The sequence below is a fragment of the Vibrio sp. R10-SF1-ISO8 genome (assembly GCF_059833805.1).
The window spans coordinates 1,060,786-1,079,349 of the sequence record NZ_JCBDHL010000021.1 but is presented as its reverse complement, the minus strand read 5'-3'; the positions used below and the strand labels follow the sequence as shown (position 1 = coordinate 1,079,349).

16 protein-coding genes are annotated in these 18,564 nt (G+C 44.0%); 4 read left to right on the top strand and 12 right to left on the bottom strand.

The window, feature by feature from the left end; all coding sequences use genetic code 11:
• Window positions 1–44: 44 nt before the first annotated feature.
• From AC6R00_RS22970 to AC6R00_RS22945, 6 genes are all read right to left on the bottom strand, one after another.
• Window positions 45–2,138: a TonB-dependent siderophore receptor gene (locus AC6R00_RS22970; RefSeq protein WP_500642084.1), complete on the bottom strand. Its 2,094-nt coding sequence runs from the start codon at window positions 2,136–2,138 to the stop codon at window positions 45–47.
• Between the two features lie 197 nt (window positions 2,139–2,335).
• Complete coding sequence (locus AC6R00_RS22965) at window positions 2,336–3,712, bottom strand: ATP-binding protein (RefSeq protein WP_500642083.1); 1,377 nt, start codon at window positions 3,710–3,712, stop codon at window positions 2,336–2,338.
• A gap of 4 nt (window positions 3,713–3,716) precedes the next feature.
• Window positions 3,717–4,379 (bottom strand): response regulator transcription factor, encoded by a 663-nt coding sequence (locus tag AC6R00_RS22960; RefSeq protein WP_500642082.1) that lies wholly within the window; start codon window positions 4,377–4,379, stop codon window positions 3,717–3,719.
• Between the two features lie 142 nt (window positions 4,380–4,521).
• Window positions 4,522–5,298 (bottom strand): MBL fold metallo-hydrolase, encoded by a 777-nt coding sequence (locus AC6R00_RS22955; RefSeq protein WP_500642081.1) that lies wholly within the window; start codon window positions 5,296–5,298, stop codon window positions 4,522–4,524.
• A gap of 190 nt (window positions 5,299–5,488) precedes the next feature.
• Entirely contained in the window at window positions 5,489–6,451 is a 963-nt protein-coding gene (locus AC6R00_RS22950; RefSeq protein WP_500642080.1) for a lactate/malate family dehydrogenase, read from the bottom strand.
• 418 nt (window positions 6,452–6,869) lie between these two features.
• A complete protein-coding gene (locus tag AC6R00_RS22945) occupies window positions 6,870–7,742 on the bottom strand; it encodes a DMT family transporter (RefSeq protein WP_171801666.1) in 873 nt (290 codons plus the stop codon).
• A gap of 150 nt (window positions 7,743–7,892) precedes the next feature.
• Here AC6R00_RS22945 and AC6R00_RS22940 point away from each other — a divergent pair, with 150 nt between their 5' ends.
• From AC6R00_RS22940 to AC6R00_RS22930, 3 genes are all read left to right on the top strand, one after another.
• Window positions 7,893–8,594, top strand: a complete 702-nt coding sequence (locus AC6R00_RS22940) for a glycerophosphodiester phosphodiesterase family protein (protein ID WP_500642079.1) — start codon at window positions 7,893–7,895, stop codon at window positions 8,592–8,594.
• Between the two features lie 268 nt (window positions 8,595–8,862).
• The gene (locus AC6R00_RS22935) at window positions 8,863–9,258 is read left to right on the top strand and encodes a hypothetical protein (protein WP_004742824.1); all 396 of its coding nucleotides are present in this window, start codon (window positions 8,863–8,865) and stop codon (window positions 9,256–9,258) included.
• Between the two features lie 212 nt (window positions 9,259–9,470).
• On the top strand, window positions 9,471–10,574 hold the full coding sequence (locus tag AC6R00_RS22930; RefSeq protein WP_500642078.1) for a phosphoribosylaminoimidazolesuccinocarboxamide synthase: 1,104 nt from the start codon (window positions 9,471–9,473) through the stop codon (window positions 10,572–10,574).
• Window positions 10,575–10,626: 52 nt separating this feature from the next.
• Here the strand turns inward: AC6R00_RS22930 and AC6R00_RS22925 are convergent, their stop codons facing one another.
• The 3 genes from AC6R00_RS22925 to AC6R00_RS22915 are packed head-to-tail and all read right to left on the bottom strand — an operon-like array spanning window position 10,627 to window position 12,911.
• Window positions 10,627–11,010 (bottom strand): TadE family protein, encoded by a 384-nt coding sequence (locus AC6R00_RS22925; RefSeq protein WP_500642077.1) that lies wholly within the window; start codon window positions 11,008–11,010, stop codon window positions 10,627–10,629.
• A 35-nt stretch (window positions 11,011–11,045) separates the two neighbouring features.
• Window positions 11,046–11,528 carry a TadE family protein gene (locus tag AC6R00_RS22920; RefSeq protein WP_500642076.1) on the bottom strand — a complete coding sequence of 161 codons (483 nt, stop codon included), beginning with the start codon at window positions 11,526–11,528 and terminating at the stop codon, window positions 11,046–11,048.
• 15 nt (window positions 11,529–11,543) lie between these two features.
• Window positions 11,544–12,911: a TadG family pilus assembly protein gene (locus AC6R00_RS22915; protein ID WP_500642075.1), complete on the bottom strand. Its 1,368-nt coding sequence runs from the start codon at window positions 12,909–12,911 to the stop codon at window positions 11,544–11,546.
• A 167-nt stretch (window positions 12,912–13,078) separates the two neighbouring features.
• Between AC6R00_RS22915 and AC6R00_RS22910 the strand changes: the two genes are divergently transcribed.
• Window positions 13,079–13,993, top strand: a complete 915-nt coding sequence (locus AC6R00_RS22910) for a LysR family transcriptional regulator (protein ID WP_500642074.1) — start codon at window positions 13,079–13,081, stop codon at window positions 13,991–13,993.
• Here the strand turns inward: AC6R00_RS22910 and AC6R00_RS22905 are convergent.
• From AC6R00_RS22905 to AC6R00_RS22895, 3 genes are all read right to left on the bottom strand, one after another.
• A complete protein-coding gene (locus AC6R00_RS22905; RefSeq protein ID WP_500642073.1) occupies window positions 13,990–14,856 on the bottom strand; it encodes a YjjW family glycine radical enzyme activase in 867 nt (288 codons plus the stop codon). The two genes, AC6R00_RS22910 and AC6R00_RS22905, sit on opposite strands and share 4 nt — an antisense overlap.
• 12 nt (window positions 14,857–14,868) lie before the next feature.
• Entirely contained in the window at window positions 14,869–16,410 is a 1,542-nt protein-coding gene (locus AC6R00_RS22900; protein ID WP_500642072.1) for a YjjI family glycine radical enzyme, read from the bottom strand.
• Between the two features lie 142 nt (window positions 16,411–16,552).
• The gene (locus tag AC6R00_RS22895) at window positions 16,553–18,436 is read right to left on the bottom strand and encodes a methyl-accepting chemotaxis protein (protein WP_500642071.1); all 1,884 of its coding nucleotides are present in this window, start codon (window positions 18,434–18,436) and stop codon (window positions 16,553–16,555) included.
• Window positions 18,437–18,564 lie beyond the last annotated feature (128 nt).

The following is an 18,564-nucleotide window of genomic DNA, read 5'->3' as shown; positions in this document are numbered from 1 at the left end:
GCCTCTCCCCTATTAAAACTCAAGTCAGTTTATGACTCTTGTTATTAGTATTTGATTTGTAACGTCGCCATGTAGTTGCGGCCTTCACCAATCACTACGTCTTCTGCGTAGTTGTGCTTTGAAGATGTAGAACCACCGCCACCTAAGTATTCAGTATCGAACACATTTGCAACCGTTAAGCGCGCAATCATATCTAGGTTTTCATCGTACTTGTGAGTGTATGCCACACCCATGTCTACACGGGTGTAACCGTCTTTCTTAAATGTATTCGCGTCATCACCGTAGCGAGAGCCTTCATAAATCACACCTACATTTAGATCGACTTGATTAGTTGCGGCGTAATTTGACCATACACTTGCAGCAAATTCTGGCACATCAACAGGACGGTTACCTGCGTAGTTTTCATGGTTTTCAATTTTTGCATCTAAGTACATCGTCGAGCCCGTAAGAGACAACTTGTCTGTCACAAACCCTTGGGCTGTTAGCTCCACACCACGGTGCACTTGTTTACCGTTTTGCGTCTTCGTCCAGTTTCCAGATGCAGCATCTTCAACATCCATACTGATATTATCTTTGGTAATGTCGAACACAGCACCCGATACGAACAAACGACTGTCTAATAGCTCCCATTTGGTACCCAATTCATAGGATTTACCCAAAGCAGCATCAAGCAATGCCCCATCATTGGTGTACGTCCTGCTTCCACTTGAAACTGTGCCCTGCGGCTCAAAGCTTTCTGAGTATGAAGCATAAATGCTGCCATTGTCGGCTGGATGGAAAATGATGCCAAGCTTAGGCGATACGTTTTCTTCAGCAACACCGTTAGCTACCTTACGGTCAAAACGTAACCCAGCAAGTACCTGCCATTGCTCGCTAAGCGTTACCATATCTTGAGCATAGAATCCCCAAGTATCGTAGCTCGAGTGGCTAATTTTAGGGTCACCACTGCTGAATGTTGGTACGCCAACAGACTCACCAGGAGCAACATTTTGGCTGTTGAAGCTTCTTTGATAGCGATCGTAACTGTATCCTAGCCAATTAGAGCCAAACAATAGTTGGTGATTCATGCCAGCTAACTCTAGATTACCTACAAAATCTACATATGCAGTTCTAAAGCGCCACTTATCATGACGGTTGCTACCACCATGCTTTACCGTACCGTTAGAATCTAATGTAGAAAAATCCGGATAGCTTTCAACATCGGTACGTTCAAAATCTTGGTAGTTAAAGCCACTCTTTATCGCCCAAGCATCCGTCAGGTTGGCATTAACGTTGAAACCAACGTTTTCTACATCATTTTCAATTTTTGACCACTGCGCATCCCAGATATGTTCTTCACTACCTACACGCTGGCCATCTAATGTATAAAGTGCTCCTGAATCAACACTGCCATTATCGTTGGTCTTATCGTAGTGGAATGAAACCGTCACATCCTCATTGACGTCATAATCTACAAACAGACCCGCAACTAAACGTTCAGTTTGAGGCTTAGAGCCATCACCGTAGGTTCTCCATGAGTTATAACTCTCTTTGGAAACAACCGTGCGTGCTCTTAATGTTTGATCATCATTGAGCGAACCGCTTACATCGACCATTGTACGTGAACGGTCATTTGAGCCTACATCTTGGCTAACATTTACTTTAGTGTCGTAAGTTGGCTTTTTTGAGACCATATTGATCAAGCCACCCGGTGCAGAAACACCATAAAGTAGACCTGAAGGCCCTTTAACCACTTCTACGCGTTCTAGTAGTTCAACAGGCTGACGATAATGCGACCAGTGTTGATGTCCGTCACGAAGAAAACCAGATGAGCTTTGTACTTCGAAACCTCGTAGTGAGAAACGCTCACGATTTCGGCCCGTACCACCAGCACTGACACTTGCATCATTCTTTAGTACTTCACCAAGAGTGCTAGCACGTTGCTCGTCAATAAGTTGCTCGTCAAGAACAGTAATCTGTCCTGGAGTTTCCAATTGTGAAGCTTCCATACGCATCGCTGTTGAGTTTGTGTCAGCTTTGTAGCCATAGTCACGGCCTTCAACCACCATGTGTTCGTCAGTTTCAACACTTTCAGCAACCACTGCTGGAGCAGCTAATACAGCACCGATGACGAGTGCTAACTGGCTCTTTGTGAACATATTTTTCTCCGAATATTTCGTGCAGAGCTAACTTGCCCTGTTGAGTTATTTATAACGAAGCGAAATATAAGTGATAACCAATATCATTTGCATTAAATTTACAATCTTTGCATTCGTAAACAATTGTTATCATTCTTAAACCACAAAAAAAACGAACACCTATGATGTTCGCTTCCTCAAGAATCAAAAATGTAGAGCTAAATAGGCAGTGTCAACTGAACCCTTAATCCCTTCTCTTTACGGTTTGATGCTCTCACTTCCCCTCCAAGTAGTTTCATTGACTCTTTGACGATCGCAAGGCCTAAGCCATATCCCCCACTCTTTTTATCCCTTGCGGACTCAAGTCGCGTGAATGGTCGGAAGATATCTTCCAATTGAGCTTGCGCTATTCCGGGGCCGTCGTCAGCGACTTCGATACACACTGAATTTTTGGAATAGTTACGTAGCTCGTAAATAGAAATTTCAATCTGTGCATCTTCGCCAGCATACTTGATCGAATTTGAAAGTAAGTTACTGAGGCATCGCATTACCAATCGTTCGTCTGTCATCACGACTGGGATTGTCGAACCCATCGACAGGCATATGCTCTGCCCTTTCTTGAGTTGCAATCGGCTCTGCTCAATTTGAGTAGATGTTAGACTTTCCAAACAAACGGGATTGGCATCAGCCTCATAGCGGGAGTTCTCTAAGCGGCTATACTCTAGAATCTCACCAACCAGAGCGTCCATTTCATCGACTTCCTTTTCTAACCTTTCAACTAACGGAAGCTCATTTTCACTCGCTTTAGAACGCAGTAGATGCAGCGCAAGATTTTGCCTTGCCAAAGGGGTTCTTAACTCATGGGAGACATCACGAATGAGGCGACGCTGCCTCTCAGCCAATGCGTGAATTTCCTTAGTCATGTCGTCAAAGTCATGAGCCAGATCGTTAAACTCACGCGTGTTAGAGTTCAACTCTTCAACAACCTTTACTTTAAAATCACCTGAAGCCAGGCGTCGACTCGCTTCTCGAAGGCGATCGAGTGGCATCTGCAACTTTCGCGCAAAGATCAGAGAGAATAAAAACAATATAGCGATGACAATAATCACCTTGCTCACTGCAAAGTAAACAATGAATCTATGCGCGGGATGCAATTGACTTGGTAGCTGAACAACCAGCGTATTGCCTTTGTCCAAGCGGACACCAATTAATGGCTTATTGACTCTGTCGTCAAGTAACTCATCAATCTCTCTGAGAAACCTCAATTTAAATTCAAAGTGAGGATGCATCTGACGATGAGACAGTGGCTTGTTTTGTGGGTTGAGTACAAACAGATAATACGGCTGTGCGTTCGCCCAATCCGCCAACTCATCCATATCGCCATCTTCTATAAGCACATTCGCTTGGTGCGCTAGACTCTGGATGTCTTGCTTTACTTCCAGCGGTACTTTAAGCATGGTTTTGACTAAAGCTTGCTCCGCTACGGCCTGCACAACCAATATCGAAATGATCACACCAGACATATAGCTGAACAACTGAAAAACAAGCGAATCTTTTCTCTTCGCAAGGCTTTGGAAACGAGGCGGCCAAATCATTTGGCTACCCTGCACTTTCGACAAAGCTGTAACCTTTGCCTCTTACCGTTTTGATATGCTGTTTTGATAAACCCGCTTCAACAAACTTACGTCTTAGATTGCTGATGTGCATATCGAGGTTACGATCAAACGGGCTTAACTCTTTTTTGAGCACTTCGATTTGTAACTCCGCTTTCGAAACCACAATGCTTTCGCGGCTGATCAAATAATTGAGCAAGTCGGCTTCAGTACTTGTCAGTGGCAGGTTAGACACTTTTGAAGCGGGCCCAGAAACATCAATGCTTTGACTTTGCCGCTGCTTTTCTAATCCTACCCGACGGAAGATCGCTTTAATGCGAGTTAGAAGTTCAGGTACTTTGAACGGTTTGCCGATGTACTGATCCGCACCCGACTGATACCCATCCAACATGGATTCTTCATCATTAAGCGCTGTAAGCATAAGAATTGGCGTAGCAAAACGTTGGCATATTTTACGTGCCACCTGCATACCATTAAGTTTGGGCAGCATGACATCGAGTAACACCAAATCGACCGGTTTTTTCTCGATGTATTTAAGTGCGGTTTCACCACAGTGTACACACTCTACGCTGTACCCTTCTGTGATAAGTACATCTGCAAGTAATCCACACAACTCGATATCATCATCAACAACTAAAATTCGCGACATGAGAACAACAGTACAATTGAAAAGAGTTCGCATTCTAATCTGAACCCTAAAACAACACAATGTCCTGTTGCTAGATAATGTTCTTAAACGTCTTTATACCAACTAGCATAAGTAGATGTTCAGATATTGGTTCTGGTGGGTGCTATTTACGTTTTGAAACGCCCAATCGCCAGACTGCTCCCGTAAGACTTTTAAGTTTGACCTTAGTCGCTCGCCAGTGAGTCGAAGGTGTTCTAGGTGCGGTATCGACTAAATGTTGATAGACCTGTTCGTTCAGCTCGACTTGCCCACCGTGTGCCACCAAAAGCACTTTGGGGTTTAGATTATAAACGCGCTTTAACGACGCTTTGTATTTGTTCGGATGGAAAATGGGAAAGGGTGAAATCAGTCGTTGCTTCACTTCAACCATTAGGTCAGCGACGTAAAGGATGTCGCGTTCAACGTTGTGCAGCGAGAGATCTCTATCCGTATGTCCTGGCGTTTCTAATACTTTCCAGTCTTCAAAATTGGGAATCGCTTCCCCATCTCGAAGCTCTACATCTGCATTAAGCTTTCTCGAATACCATAAATTACGCTTTGGTTTACGCTTTCTATTGGCGACCCAGCGAGCCAAAGCAATATCCGTTAAGTGCATCAAGAAGCCGTCGATACCTGAATACCAATCTTTATCCCTTTTCGCGGAGACGATCGTACACCCTGTTATCTCGCGTAGTTTGTGTGCAGCACCAGCATGGTCTGGATGCATGTGCGTTACCACAACCGTTGTCAAATCAGTGAAAGGCCTTTGAAGTTCATGAGTGATGAACTTTTTAATATAGGAGATATCTGCTCTAGACGCTCCGTCGAGAAGCATTAGCTTGTCTGTATATTCGGCGAGGAAGATTTTTTGAATATACCCATCTAGAGCGTGAATTTTCATGACGCAAACCAATTAACAAATCATTTACATTTCAATGTAACAAGCTTTACAGCAAATGACAGAGTAAACACTCTAAACTGTGAACTTTGAAGACTTGTACTGAACTAAACGTCAGAAGATCTAATTCAATAGGATTAAAAACCGGTGGATTTAACACCACCCGCAAGATTAGGTTTATAGCATCGGCAGCCTAATTTTTGTGCATGGCAAGACCCGTCTTATCTGCTACTTGCTTCACGACCTTATTCACTTCAATCGCGATATTTGATAGCTCTTCCATCTCTTGCTGAGTAAATGGGTGGATAAGAATCGTCTCCGCGCCGTTTTTCCCTACCACGGTAGGTACGCTGAGCACGACATCTTTCAATCCATACTCTCCATCTAGCAAAGTAGCAACAGGTAGCACTGAGCGCTCATCAATCATAATCGATTGGATAATACGGAAAACACTTGCGGCAATACCGTGGGTGGTATTTTGCTTGCGCTTAAAGATCTCGTAGCCCGCTTGTTTTACCGACTCAAGTAACTCATCGGCACAAATTCGCTCGATATGGTGAGTATCACAATAGAAATCGGCCGGCTGCCCAGCGATGGATATTAAGCTCTTAGGCGTAAAGCAATGACTACCATGCTCCCCTAACACATAACCAAACACGTTCTTAGGATCCAGATTGACACGGCTAGCGACAATACTCATAAGGCGCGCCGTATCAATCACACAGCCACTACTGATGACTTTTGAGCGCGGAAAGCTGGTATTGGTGGCAATAAAGTGGGCGACTAAGTCACAAGGGTTACTGACAACAATCAGTGTGGCGTTAGGGGCCACTCGTTCAACTTGTTTTGCAATATCAACACCGATGCGGCTATTGATTTCTGCCAGATCGATACGAGTTTGACCTTGCTTGATTTGAGCACCCGCAGTAACAACCACGATGTCGGCACCAATCAGCGTTAGGTAATCATCGGTGGGTACTAGATGAGTATTTTTTGAAAACGTCAGTGCTGAGGTGTGCCTGAAGTCAAACACCTCTCCTTCTGCTCGTTGCAAGTCTTTATCAAGCAGCACCAATTCACTAATGCTACCCAGTGTCAGGAGGTAATTACACACCCCAACCCCGACTGAACCTGCTCCAATTACACCGATTTTCATTTAACTTTCCCTGTATTCGTTACCTCTTAACTGTGGATTGTACTAACAATTACATCAATTATTCCAATATAATTTTATGCTAAAAATAAATAACAGAATTTACGACTACAGATTAGATAATGATTAGGGTCTGTTGACCTTTTGCGGTTAAATTTTGTTCGAGATAAAAGCGTTTTAATCGCGGCGAGTGGCGGACGGCTAGTTGTTTGTGGCCTAGTCATTCTAAGCAAAACACCTCTCAACAAAGAGTAAAACGGTTTTTGCGGGGGCGCCCAGCTCGAACCCTTCGGGCAGCGTTTGTGGCTCCTTTCTACTGCGTTATCGGCTTATCAAGTAGGTTAACTACATCTCAAAGCCTCTGCCTTGTATAAAGAACCCACAAACTGCTGCAAAAATCAGCTCAAAAGGTCAACAGACCCTAGTTTCTTCCTTTAAACAGTCGACCATCAGTTCGGTAGAAGATCAGAGCAAGCAGAATTAAGCTGCATCCAATTAACTTGTTGCGTGAAAGCTGTTCTCCATACCAGAGAATACTCAGGATAACCGTCCAGATTGGTTCCAAAAGCATAATGAGCGCAGCGTTGGCTGGGTTACATCCCTTTTGCCCTAGAGTTTGCATCACGTACCTAAGACTCGTAGCTAGCAGTGCGCTAAGAGCAAACCAACCCCAAATAGACGCTTCAACACTTTCAGGTATCGTCTCAAATAATGACGAAGCAACCAGTGCTAGAACTCCGGTTACAAACAGTTGAATGCAAGTCAGCATCAAAACAGGCATTTTCTGCGCGAGCTTGCTGTTCACATTGAAGTGAAGCGCAAGAAGACAGGCATTGGCAAGAAACCACAATTGCCCTGCTGAGCTTTTCCACCCATCCGTTAATGACAGCATTGCTAAGCCAGCGATAGCAATCGGCATCGAAACCCAAAAGGCTCTTTTCGGTCTTTCTTTGTAAAGTACCCATGCAATGATTGGCACAATGATCATCGAAAGGCTGACAATAAATGCCCCTTCACCGAGCGTCTCACTGATAGAAATTGCATAAACCCAAGTCAGTAGCGCTAACGCCAGAATGCTACCTCCTCCTATGGCTTGAAGTAGCAATTGGGTTGTTAAGTCCCTAAAGCGCTTATAGCACAGTGGTAACAAGCAAATAGAAGCCACAACAAAGCGCAACCCAACAAAACCAAATGGGGGAAGACCTTGTATTGCTTCTTTGGAGAAGATCCAGCCTAAACCAGCGAGTGCAGTGGTGAAGAACAGAATCCAGGCAGCTTTACTTTCAGCGTTCAATTTACATCTCTCTAAGGTCGAACGACCTATCTATTTTATTATTAATATCCGACTGATAGTGTCAGATTTAGGCTGTAATGGCTATGAATTATCTATCCAAAATTTCAGCGAAGGAGTAATCTGTTCTCTTTCCATCATTGAGGAGAAAATATGATTATTGTTGGACATCGCGGAGTCGCTGGTCGCTACCCTGAAAATACTAAAGTCAGTATAGAAGCGGCCATTAACCTCGGGCTCGATTGGGTTGAGGTAGACGTGCAGCCCACAAAGGACGACCAACTTGTTATCTGTCACGATCATACAATTAATAGATGCAGTGACGGTTCCGGTCGTATCGATAAACTGACTCTGAAGCAACTGAAAGAATATGATTTTGGTGCTTGGTTTAATGCAGAGTTTGCCAACCAGACGCTTCTCACTCTAGAAGAACTTCTCACTCTGGCTAAAACACACAACTTAAAACTCAACCTTGAGATAAAAGTAGACCGCCATGATGTTCAAAAGGTGTGTGAGTTACTCAAAGCGCAATTAGCCAAAAATAATGTTGATCCTTGCGATGTAGTGCTTTCGAGTTTTAGTCATGCAGTTATACGTCAACTTAACCAATTGCTCCCGCAATATAGACTCGGTGTGTTGTGTAATCGTCTCGACAAGAAAACCAAAACTCTCCTTAAAGAAGTCGATGCGTTTAGTTGCAACATCAACTATCACAGGGCTAACAAGCAGCAGATTGAACAACTCAAGCATGACGGATATCAGGTATGGAGCTACACCGTCAACAACCCAAATTCACTGAAACACCTCCCTAACCTAGACGCGATTTTTAGCGACTTCCCCGAGCGATTCTTATAACGCTACTGACGTTCTGACATACAGTGTTATCCAGTACTACTGTATAACACTGTATAAGCCATAGTGACCTGCATCACTATTTATGAATTATTTGTCAAATCTCTCTCGCACCCAACAACTTTATATTTATTTTATATATCAACACTTTAAATAACACACCGAACTCACATCGTTCTAACTCTGTTTAAATGCTGCACAAAAATGCTTGCCAACACAGCCAATAAAAACTACTGTATAACCATACAGCATGTACAAAGGAACAGTAACTATGATTCAGGCACATACTCAAACTCACACGTTCTCTAAATACAATGTTTTGGCTCAACCTACAGCGCCAATGAACATCGATAACGATACGTTAAGTCGCCTAGCTGGTCTTTCTGGCCAGAAACAATGGATCTTATTTACTGCTGAATGTCCTCGCCCTGACTATGAGCAGTTCGCTGCCTTCAGTGTGAGCTGTAAGAAAATTATCCAGATGAAAGCTTCTCAAAAACAGTCTGAGTTTGAAATTGTTAAGAAAGCGATTGAATCAGGTAATGCGAGTGCTGTTGTTGCATCAAACAATATTCCTATGGTTGAGCAAAGCTTACTCCGCAACCATGCTATCCAATTCCAGTGTGAAGTCTTTTTCGTTGAGGGCAGAGTTAACCAGTATCACTAACAAGCTCAACAAATTCACTGTCTTTTTGCCCTACCTTGTGTGGGGCTTTTTCTTTTTTGCACCCTATTGAGCTGTTTTTCGCCATATAGAAAAAAACAAAGCAAACGTTTGCTTTTTCTCTGGCAGCACAAAATAGTTCTGGTATTATGCGAAGCAAATAAATTATCTGCGTGGATAATTTCACCACCTTGCTAAAGTATAGGAATGTCAAAATGAGTCTCGCTGATCAAGTTCTAGCTGTTAACGATGATCTTCCAATTCGTACCGATAAACCCGTCCACAGTGGAAAAGTTCGCTCTGTTTACTGGCTAACTGAAGAAGACAGCAAGCGTCTTATCCAAGAAAAAGGTTATGACGTTGCCCCTGATGCGCCTCTTGCTATCATGGTAATCAGTGACCGTATCTCAGCGTTTGACTGTATCTGGCATGCTGAAGGCGGCTTAAAAGGGGTTCCTGGAAAAGGCGCGGCACTCAATGCGATTTCCAACCACTGGTTTAAGCTGTTCAAAGACAACGGTTTGGCAGACAGCCACATCCTTGATATTCCCCACCCTTTCGTTTGGATCGTTCAAAAAGCGAAACCAATTATGATTGAAGCGATCTGCCGCCAGTACATTACTGGCTCAATGTGGCGCTCTTATGAGAAAGGCGAACGTGAGTTCTGTGGTATTGAGTTACCAGAAGGGCTAGAAAAGGATAAAGCGTTGCCAGAGCTGCTGATGACACCTTCAACGAAAGGCATTTTAAAAGGCATTCCGGGCGTGCCTGAAGCGGATGACGTCAACATTACTCGCCAAAACATCGTTGATAACTTCGAAGCGTTCAACTTCTCTAAAGCAGATGATATCGCTCAATATGAAAAACTGCTACGCGAAGGCTTTGTTGTCATTAGCAACGCTCTTGCAGAAATCGAGCAAATCTTTGTTGATACCAAATTTGAATTTGGCTACGTCAACGATGCAGCAGGTAACGAAAAGCTGATCTACATGGATGAAGTGGGCACTCCAGATTCATCACGCATTTGGGATGAGCGCGAATACGATGCAGGAAATATCGTAGAGAACTCGAAAGAAGGCTTCCGTCAGTTCTTGCTTAACCACTTCCCTGATCCAGACATTCTGCTTAACAAAGAGCGTATGGATGAGCGTGAAGCATTAGCGCGTGACAATGAACTACCTCTAGAAGCCTTGATGGATATTTCTAAGACTTACCTCGGCATTGCTGAGAAAATAACAGGCGCTGAGATTGAGCTAAGCGACAATCCAAAACAGGAAATCATAGATATCCTTAGTCGTGATTACGGTTTGGTTGACTAGCTCCAAACGCAATCGAATTAATGCCCTAACCACTGGTTGGGGCATTATTTTATCAAAAGTATATCGTGCTTGAAGCCGTGCTAGATATAGTCAAGTCGTTAAACAAAGTAATAAATGAAGAAAATTCGTGGGAGACGGTGACATCGACCTCACTGCCAGGTGAGTTATCCGGAGACCAAACCACTGAAGTGGTCACATTGTTTATCGGTGAACGTGACTGAACAAAGGCAGAAATAGTCGACTCAGTTGCTGGAGCATCACTAGACCTTAGAGGATCTTTAACAGCCTGGCTGCCTCTTACTGCAGCATAACGGGCTCCCTCTCTAGCTAAGTGAGACAAAGCGCCATTTGAATACACATACCTAGCCCCCTCTATAATAGAGAAAATCATAAACATAAAAAGTACCGACACTAGGGTGAATTCAACAATTGTCATCCCTTTTTGCGTACTTGAATATCTACTGAAGCGCTTCATTCCACTCTGTACCTCGCAGACCTATTCAAAGTGACGGTCCCAGGCATCGCATCATGGCCGCTGAAGGTTTTAAAGTTTCGTGAAACCGTTGTTTGTATGTACACTTCTTTGTTTTCAGGGCAGCTTTCGGAACATGCGCTCTCTGTTGGTTCAGGCAAAGAAACTGCGTCTGAGTCGTAGCAGCGACAAACTCTAACAGAAGTTACGTCTACGCGAGAAGATTCACCGGTATTCATGGATAAACCTTGCGCATCTTTTGAGGCAATCGCTAACATGCCCGCGGAATCTATTGCTTCATCAATATCGGTGCTGTGTATCGAGCCATATCCAGCGGCTGCATTGGCAGAACTATTGGTCACAATAACTTCGGACATGACTCTACCGAAGTCGACAGCGATATAAAGGAGCAACATAATGAACGGAGTGAGTATTGTCAGTTCAACGGCAGCGAGTCCAAGTTGGTTGTTAATGCGTTTCATTGCTTGATCTCCTTTTCACTCAACAAGCGAAATTCGAACATAAGGACCTGAACTTAGTCCACTTGGTGCACTCGAGTTATGGGTTATAACAAGAGAAGAATCACTTGCTACTTGTATATATCTGGTTATGAATACACCATTTGTTGCCGCCACATCCGTGTTACTTGATATTTCCAAGTACTGATTGCCCGCATAGAAAGTCCCTGCCAACTGTGCGCTAGCACTACTGTTAAGCTTATTAACAGGGTCTTGTTGCGGGCCGGACGTTTCCGGTGCATCTCTGTCGGTGTACCAAAAAATGTCTTCATACTCGTCTTCTACACCGCTCTCACACGCTGTAGTGCTTGCTTGACTACAAGCAGATAGATTTAAGGTTCCTGAAGATTTTACATCCAAAGGGTGAAACTCTTCTTCGCTATAGCTGCTGCCATAGTTGCTACAAGCCATCTTGGCGCAAGTGTTATATATAAAGACCCCATCTCCCTCCAACTTAGCGTCACTACCATCAACAACGAGCCCCCCTCCTTGCATTATGTATGTTCCGGGGCTCATAGTTACGTCAGCTGAACCCTTGATAAAAAGACCTCCGCAATAAGAGCCTGGGTTAATGGTTCGAGTTTGTGAATCAATCTCATAACGTTCATACAACCCACCACCCTTACTGTTTCCACTATAATCACAACCACCATATGCAACAGCTGGGGCGGCAAGGGAGCTAAGAGGGTCTGAAATTGCATCAGCACCTTCATTAGCGGATGGATCTATCGTACTGCCACTCTCATAGGCTCCTCCAACAACATCAACTTTGGATGTTTCCAATGTAGAACCACTATCGACATAAAGGCCCTTGCTATCTTCAGAGTTCGCATGCGCGCCACAATTTGCGCTGAGAGTAGAGCCACTTGAAACATGGAAAGCTTTTTCATGATCGTCACCTAGCGCGTAGACACAAGCACTGGACGAAATCACTCCATTAGCAACCGCCCTAGCTGAATAGTTGAAACTGTCAAAACCAATAAACTTTAGGAAGAAAGTAGACACATCCTTTGTGATGACAACCTCGACAAAATCGCTATCTCCAGCATAAGGTCCGGATGAAGGAGGGCTGTTGACAGATATTGAAACACCATTGACGCCGTTTTCAAAACCATGAGCCTGTACTTCTGAAGTACCATATTTTTGAATGTCACTGCTGCTATGACCATGATATTTTTCAAATGCAGCAGAAATGGCGCCAGCATCCGCTGCTATTTGGGCTTGTCTGAAGTCTCCATAGGCAAAACCTGAATCAACGGCTAATCCTATAAACCCAATTAGAACCGCTGAAGCTACCGTGAAAAATATCGTCACAAGCCCATTCTGCTTGCCAATACGTTGCTTCATCACTGACCATCCCCAGCTTGGAACTCATAGTAAAGTCTAGTTTATGATTACACTTTAATCTAATGTCATCTGACTCTCGCAACCAAATAGATAAAATGGTTAATCTGCTATTTCCAATCTTCTCGACAGCGGGTATAACATTAGTATTCCTACTGAATTAAATAGTTATGGATTACCTAGCCCTTTCTCGAATCAGCCTTAAACACCTTACCGTGTTACATGTCCTTCTTAGTACTCATAGCGTCACCAATGCCGCCAAGGTTCTATGCGTTACCCCGTCGAGTGTGAGTAAGACTCTCAACCAGCTGCGTGATCAACTTAAAGATGAGCTGTTCTACCGTGAGGGAGGCCAATTAATTCCAACGCCATTTGCGCTTAGTATTGGTTCTGAAGTTCATAAAATATTGTCGAGCATGAATGGTATTTTGCACCAAGGTGCTTTCAAACCAGCGGAATTTGAGGGGACGATTTCTCTCTCTATGCGCGAAAGTACCTTTGAACTGTTCGCGTCAAAAATCGCGCTCATCATAAACCAGCTCGCCAAAGCAAGAGCTATCAATGTTTATGCGAAAGAGCAGTTAAGTTTTGATGCCTTGGTGCGCGGGCAAGTCGATTTTATGATCTTACCGCATGATATTAGCCAACCGCCGACTCGGAGCCGAGAGCTAATGTGGAAACAGATTCATTCAGATGAGATGGTGTGCTTGATGTCAGAACTACACCCACTCGCAAAGAGTGAGTTGGATATACCCGGATACCTCTCGTATCAGCATATCGGTATTTTGGACAAAGATCTCGCTGAGCCCTACTTCGAGCAAAACCTGACACAAAAGTACGGCGCCCGTAAGGTGGCTATGTCAGTCGCGGATTTCGGCGCTGCCGCGATCATGTGCCACCATTCACAACACTTACTGACCTGCTCTAAAATGTGGGCTGAAAACGCAGCGCAAGCGAAAGGCTTAGTTTCTAAACCTCTTCCTTTTGAGTATGGTGAGGTTGCCTATAGCTTAGTGTGGAACCAAGCAAGCTTAAACAACCCAGCGCTACACTGGCTCCATCAGCAATTAATTACCGCTGATTAGGTATAAATAGCTGGGGTAAGTATCGGTTGGACAATTTTATCTGCAATAAGTGAACGAAACCGATTCATCTCATCTTCGCTACATTTTGCCCACTCTAGTGCTTGCCCACTCACCCCATGATGCTGAAACGCATTAAGCCGAACTATCACGTCGGCCGGCAGTGAGCGAATCAATTTAACAACCTCATCTATTTCACTGTCCAGATCGCTTTTACCAGGGATGTGTAACAGCCTTAGCTCATGCAGTTTCTTGGCGCTTGCTAGGTAGCGAATCGAATCTATTACTCTATGATTGTCTCTTCTGGTTAACCACTGATGCGTTTCACTCTGCCACGACTTTAAATCGAGCATAACACCGTCAAGAACAGGTATAACTTTTTCCCAAGCATGAATCGGTAAATAGCCGTTACTATCAATGAAACAGGTTAGATGTCCTAGTTCTCTGTCTGCTTTGATGGCACTAAATAACGCTATGATAAACGGAAACTGGAGAGTGGCTTCTCCACCCGAAACCGTGATGCCTGAAATGAAGAAGTGTTGTCTGCGGATGATACCCAAGATTTCAGTGACATTGTAACGCTTAATCTTGGGGCTCGATTTGTGACAACAGATATCTATACATTTATCGCAGTGAGTGCAAAGCCCTTCATCCCAAACCACTTTGTTATCAGTCATAGCTAATGCTTGCGTAGGACATAAATCAACACAATCGCCACAGTGATTACAATGATTGATCGTATGTGGGTTATGGCAATTTAAGCAATCGAAGTTACACCCCTGTAGGAAGATGACCAGGCGATTGCCCGGCCCATCAACACAAGAGAAATTAAGAATGCGGCTAACTAACGCTGACTTCTCATTCACTGCTGTGCCCTACTACTTGTAAACTGGCTCTGTTTCCATGCTGACCACGCGAGGTGAACGGTCTAGTATTCCAGTGTTCTTCGCCGCCTCAGCTCCCAAGAAAGTGGTGTTTTTACGTGAGCCTTCCTCGGCAAACTTGTTGATATCAGAAAGCTTAATCATGTAACCCGTGACACGGACTAAATCATTAGACGCAACGTTCGCGGTAAACTCCCTATAACCTTGCTTCAAAGCGCCTTTACACAAATTGAACATCGCTTCCGGGTTGGATTTTACCGTTTCATCAATGGTCAAAATATCACTGATGCCAGAGGTGTAATATTTGTGCTGCTCAGCCGTTGCTTGAACATAAGACACAGGATCTGGCTCGGTGCCATAAGGGATACGAACACCAGGTGTCACATCTTCATCCAAGCTGATCCCGCCCTGAGCATGAAGCAGTGCCTTGCCCTCTAAGCCATGTTTCACTGGGCTACTATCGACAAGATGAGCGAGCTTTTCAGAAATCGCTAACGCTAGCCCATTTGCCTGATGGCTATGCCCGTATTTTTCATTGGTGCCTTCTTTATCGAGCAAGATATTGACCGCTTCAGCCATACCATAAATGCCATACATAGGCGCAAATCGATTCTCTTCAACCAAGCCCTCAGTGGTTAAGAAGCCTTTGAAAAAGTTCGATTTCTCGTGCAGGTGGCTGCTTCGCGCATCCATAAGCTGAATCATTAATTCACTATAGGATGGCAAGACATAATCTAGAAAATCTGTTCTGTCTTTGGAACGTAATGCGACTTCTTTTAGGTTCATTCGCACTAAGGTATTCGACCCACCAGCAAGAGGCAGAGAATTGTAGCAACTAACAATGCCGAATTTCTTTTCACCATAAGCGGCTGCATGCATCGGATAATTAGCAATATGAGGTTTGCTACACTCACAGATATTGGTCGTCGCTTGTTTGAGTAGATCGTCTGGGGTGACGTTCGCATCGTACATAAAGGTTAAGTTCGGAGCGATCTGCTTTAACTCAGCGTCGACTTGTAAAATTGTTCGGCAAATGACATTGTCGGTAGGCCCAATGTTCACATGCATAAAGGCATCAGGCAGCGTTCTGTCAAGCATGATCCAAAAACGTTTAAGCTTAGTGTAAACCTCGGCTTCACTTAAATTGCCTACATATGGCAGTAACACATCATCGAGTTGACCTAGATAAACAGGGATGTTTGTGACAGAAGGGACATGGTGATAGATGATCGTCAGTAAATTCAACGCATCATCAAAATCAGTCGCGGGTTCTAGCTCTAGGTAATCTGAGCCTTGCTTAAGGAACTTTGCATAGTCAGGTAAAACATAGCGAGGTTTGAAAGGGGCATGGCCTTCAAACATGTCACAAATTACGCCCTCTTCCATCGCTTTTGAAACATCTATAGAAACCTTCATATAGGGAAGACTTGCCTCCGCTTCTAGGGCTAAAAATTGGTTTTTCTGTTTTGGAGAGAGCTTGGCGTCGGTAACGATATTGGTTACACGTTGCTGAAATGCGTTGTTAATATCAGACATAATTATTTCCCTTATTATTTATAAGGATTCTAACTAATATCCTCTATGTCCACTATTGAGATTATGTTGATGACTAATGTCCATTTTGGAAATTCATATTCAAAAAAAGCCCCGAACTTTCGGGGCTTTAAGAGTCATTGGATTACAGTTTAAATCGCTGAATCTCTTGCTCTAGTTCGTGAGATAGCTCAGACAACTGTGCGGCTTGTGCTGCTGCGTCGTGTGCTTCATCTGCAAGTTCATTCGAAACATCACGAATACCAACGGTGTTACGCGTGATTTCAGAAGTGACTGACGCTTGCTCTTCAGCAGCAGAGGCAATTTGGGTCGCCATATCGCTAATACGCTCTACCGCTGTTTGGATTTGAGTCAGGCTCACCGCAGCTGAATCAGCGTCCGCTACACTGGTATCGGCTAACTGACGGCTATCACCCATGATGCCCACAGCTTTACCCGTTGTGCCTTGCAGCGTTTCAATCATCTGCTGGATTTCTTGGGTTGAAGCGTGTGTACGTTGGCTTAGAACACGAACTTCATCAGCAACCACAGCGAAGCCACGACCTTGTTCACCCGCACGCGCTGCTTCAATAGCGGCATTAAGCGCAAGTAAGTTAGTTTGCTCTGCAATATCCTGAATCGTAGAAAGAATAGTACTGATACTATTACCATGAACTTCAAGCTCTTGAATTACTTCTGTCGCGACCTGAACTTCCGTTGCTAAGTTTTGAATCGAGCCTTGAGTCTGAACGACCTGCTCACCACCGTGAACACAAGCTGTTACCGCTTCAGTTGAATTCTGCGCTGTATTATCTGCGTTGCCAGCAATTTCTTGCGTTGCTGCCGCCATTTCATTGATCGCTGTTGCGACCATATTGATCTCATCTTGCTGCAAACGAATACGCGCACTGCGCTCTTCTGCTTGTTGCGCTGTTTGTTTTGACTGCTCTGACAGCGATGCAGACACAAGACTCAACTTAGAAACCATAGTATGCATATTGCCAACGAACGTATTGAAGTTCGTTGCCAACTGACCAACTTCATCGTCGCTACGTGGTTCAAGACGCTGAGTTAGATCGCCTTCACCGGAAGCAATTTCTTCAAGCGCATTTGAAACACGAACCAAATCTTGGAACAAGAAGCTCACTAACCAAGAAACCACAGCAATAACAATTAATGTAATGACGACTGCGGTAATAATTAGGCTTTGTAGCAGCTCTGTGTGTGCCGCTTCTTCTGTTGCGCGATCCATCTCAATAGCGAAGATCCACTGCGTATCTGGAACCTTAGTAAAGAAATACAACTTCTCTTGACCATTACGTTCAATCAACTTGATTGAGCCAGCGTTTGCAGCCTCTTCGATGGCACGTAGAGTGAACTCTTTTGAGAGTGTAGTAACAGGCTTAAGAGAAAGAGATTTATCTGGGTGGGCTAAGAAGCTGCCATTCTGAGTATCAATCAACATCGCGTAAGCATTTTTACCCGCATCTAAGTTGATCACATCGTTAATTAGTTGATCAATCAATACATCAGCGCCAACCACACCAACAAACTGACCGTTACGGCGAATTGGTTCAGCAATCGTCACTAACAAGGCATTAGTAATCGCATCTTTGTATGCCGTAGTGATGATTTGACGGCCTGCATTATTAGCATCGATATACCAAGGGCGAACACGTGGGTCGTAATCAGCTCGGTTACGCTCAGGGTGCGAACGGTACATACCACCTTCTGGCGTGCCTAAGAAGATGTCATCAAAGCCGCCAGCTTTTCTCGCTTGTTGTAGGTATGGAACAACGTCGATTTCATTGCTGTAGTCATTAAACGCAGAGGCAATATCCTTACGAATATTGATCCAGTCTTTGATACCAGCAGAAGCCGTCGTCGCTAGACTTTCTGCTCGCGCATAAACACCATTTTGCGTTTGTTGCTTAAGTTGATCGGCGGAAAGCCAAGTTAGCGCACTCGCCATTAGCACCACTGCTAACAGGCTTGCACCTATAAGTTTTTGTTTTAATGATAAGTTCATAATCGATTATTTTGGTTGTGGAACAGACAGAGATTGCGAATTTTATAGTCAATTTCTTCTATATGCACGCAAAATTATCGAGTTATTCACTTACACTAACTATTTGTAATATAGTTATTTTTCTGACG

Excerpts from the sequence above, each read along its gene's own strand:
- AC6R00_RS22970 (WP_500642084.1), bottom strand. The coding sequence starts at position 2,138 with ATGTTCACAAAGAGCCAGTTAGCACTCGTCATCGGTGCTGTATTAGCT.
- AC6R00_RS22965 (WP_500642083.1), bottom strand. The coding sequence starts at position 3,712 with ATGATTTGGCCGCCTCGTTTCCAAAGCCTTGCGAAGAGAAAAGATTCG.
- AC6R00_RS22960 (WP_500642082.1), bottom strand. The coding sequence starts at position 4,379 with ATGTCGCGAATTTTAGTTGTTGATGATGATATCGAGTTGTGTGGATTA.
- AC6R00_RS22955 (WP_500642081.1), bottom strand. The coding sequence starts at position 5,298 with ATGAAAATTCACGCTCTAGATGGGTATATTCAAAAAATCTTCCTCGCC.
- AC6R00_RS22950 (WP_500642080.1), bottom strand. The coding sequence starts at position 6,451 with ATGAAAATCGGTGTAATTGGAGCAGGTTCAGTCGGGGTTGGGGTGTGT.
- AC6R00_RS22940 (WP_500642079.1), top strand. The coding sequence starts at position 7,893 with ATGATTATTGTTGGACATCGCGGAGTCGCTGGTCGCTACCCTGAAAAT.
- AC6R00_RS22935 (WP_004742824.1), top strand. The coding sequence starts at position 8,863 with ATGATTCAGGCACATACTCAAACTCACACGTTCTCTAAATACAATGTT.
- AC6R00_RS22930 (WP_500642078.1), top strand. The coding sequence starts at position 9,471 with ATGAGTCTCGCTGATCAAGTTCTAGCTGTTAACGATGATCTTCCAATT.
- AC6R00_RS22925 (WP_500642077.1), bottom strand. The coding sequence starts at position 11,010 with ATGACAATTGTTGAATTCACCCTAGTGTCGGTACTTTTTATGTTTATG.
- AC6R00_RS22920 (WP_500642076.1), bottom strand. The coding sequence starts at position 11,528 with ATGAAACGCATTAACAACCAACTTGGACTCGCTGCCGTTGAACTGACA.
- AC6R00_RS22915 (WP_500642075.1), bottom strand. The coding sequence starts at position 12,911 with ATGAAGCAACGTATTGGCAAGCAGAATGGGCTTGTGACGATATTTTTC.
- AC6R00_RS22910 (WP_500642074.1), top strand. The coding sequence starts at position 13,079 with ATGGATTACCTAGCCCTTTCTCGAATCAGCCTTAAACACCTTACCGTG.
- AC6R00_RS22900 (WP_500642072.1), bottom strand. The coding sequence starts at position 16,410 with ATGTCTGATATTAACAACGCATTTCAGCAACGTGTAACCAATATCGTT.
- AC6R00_RS22895 (WP_500642071.1), bottom strand. The coding sequence starts at position 18,436 with ATGAACTTATCATTAAAACAAAAACTTATAGGTGCAAGCCTGTTAGCA.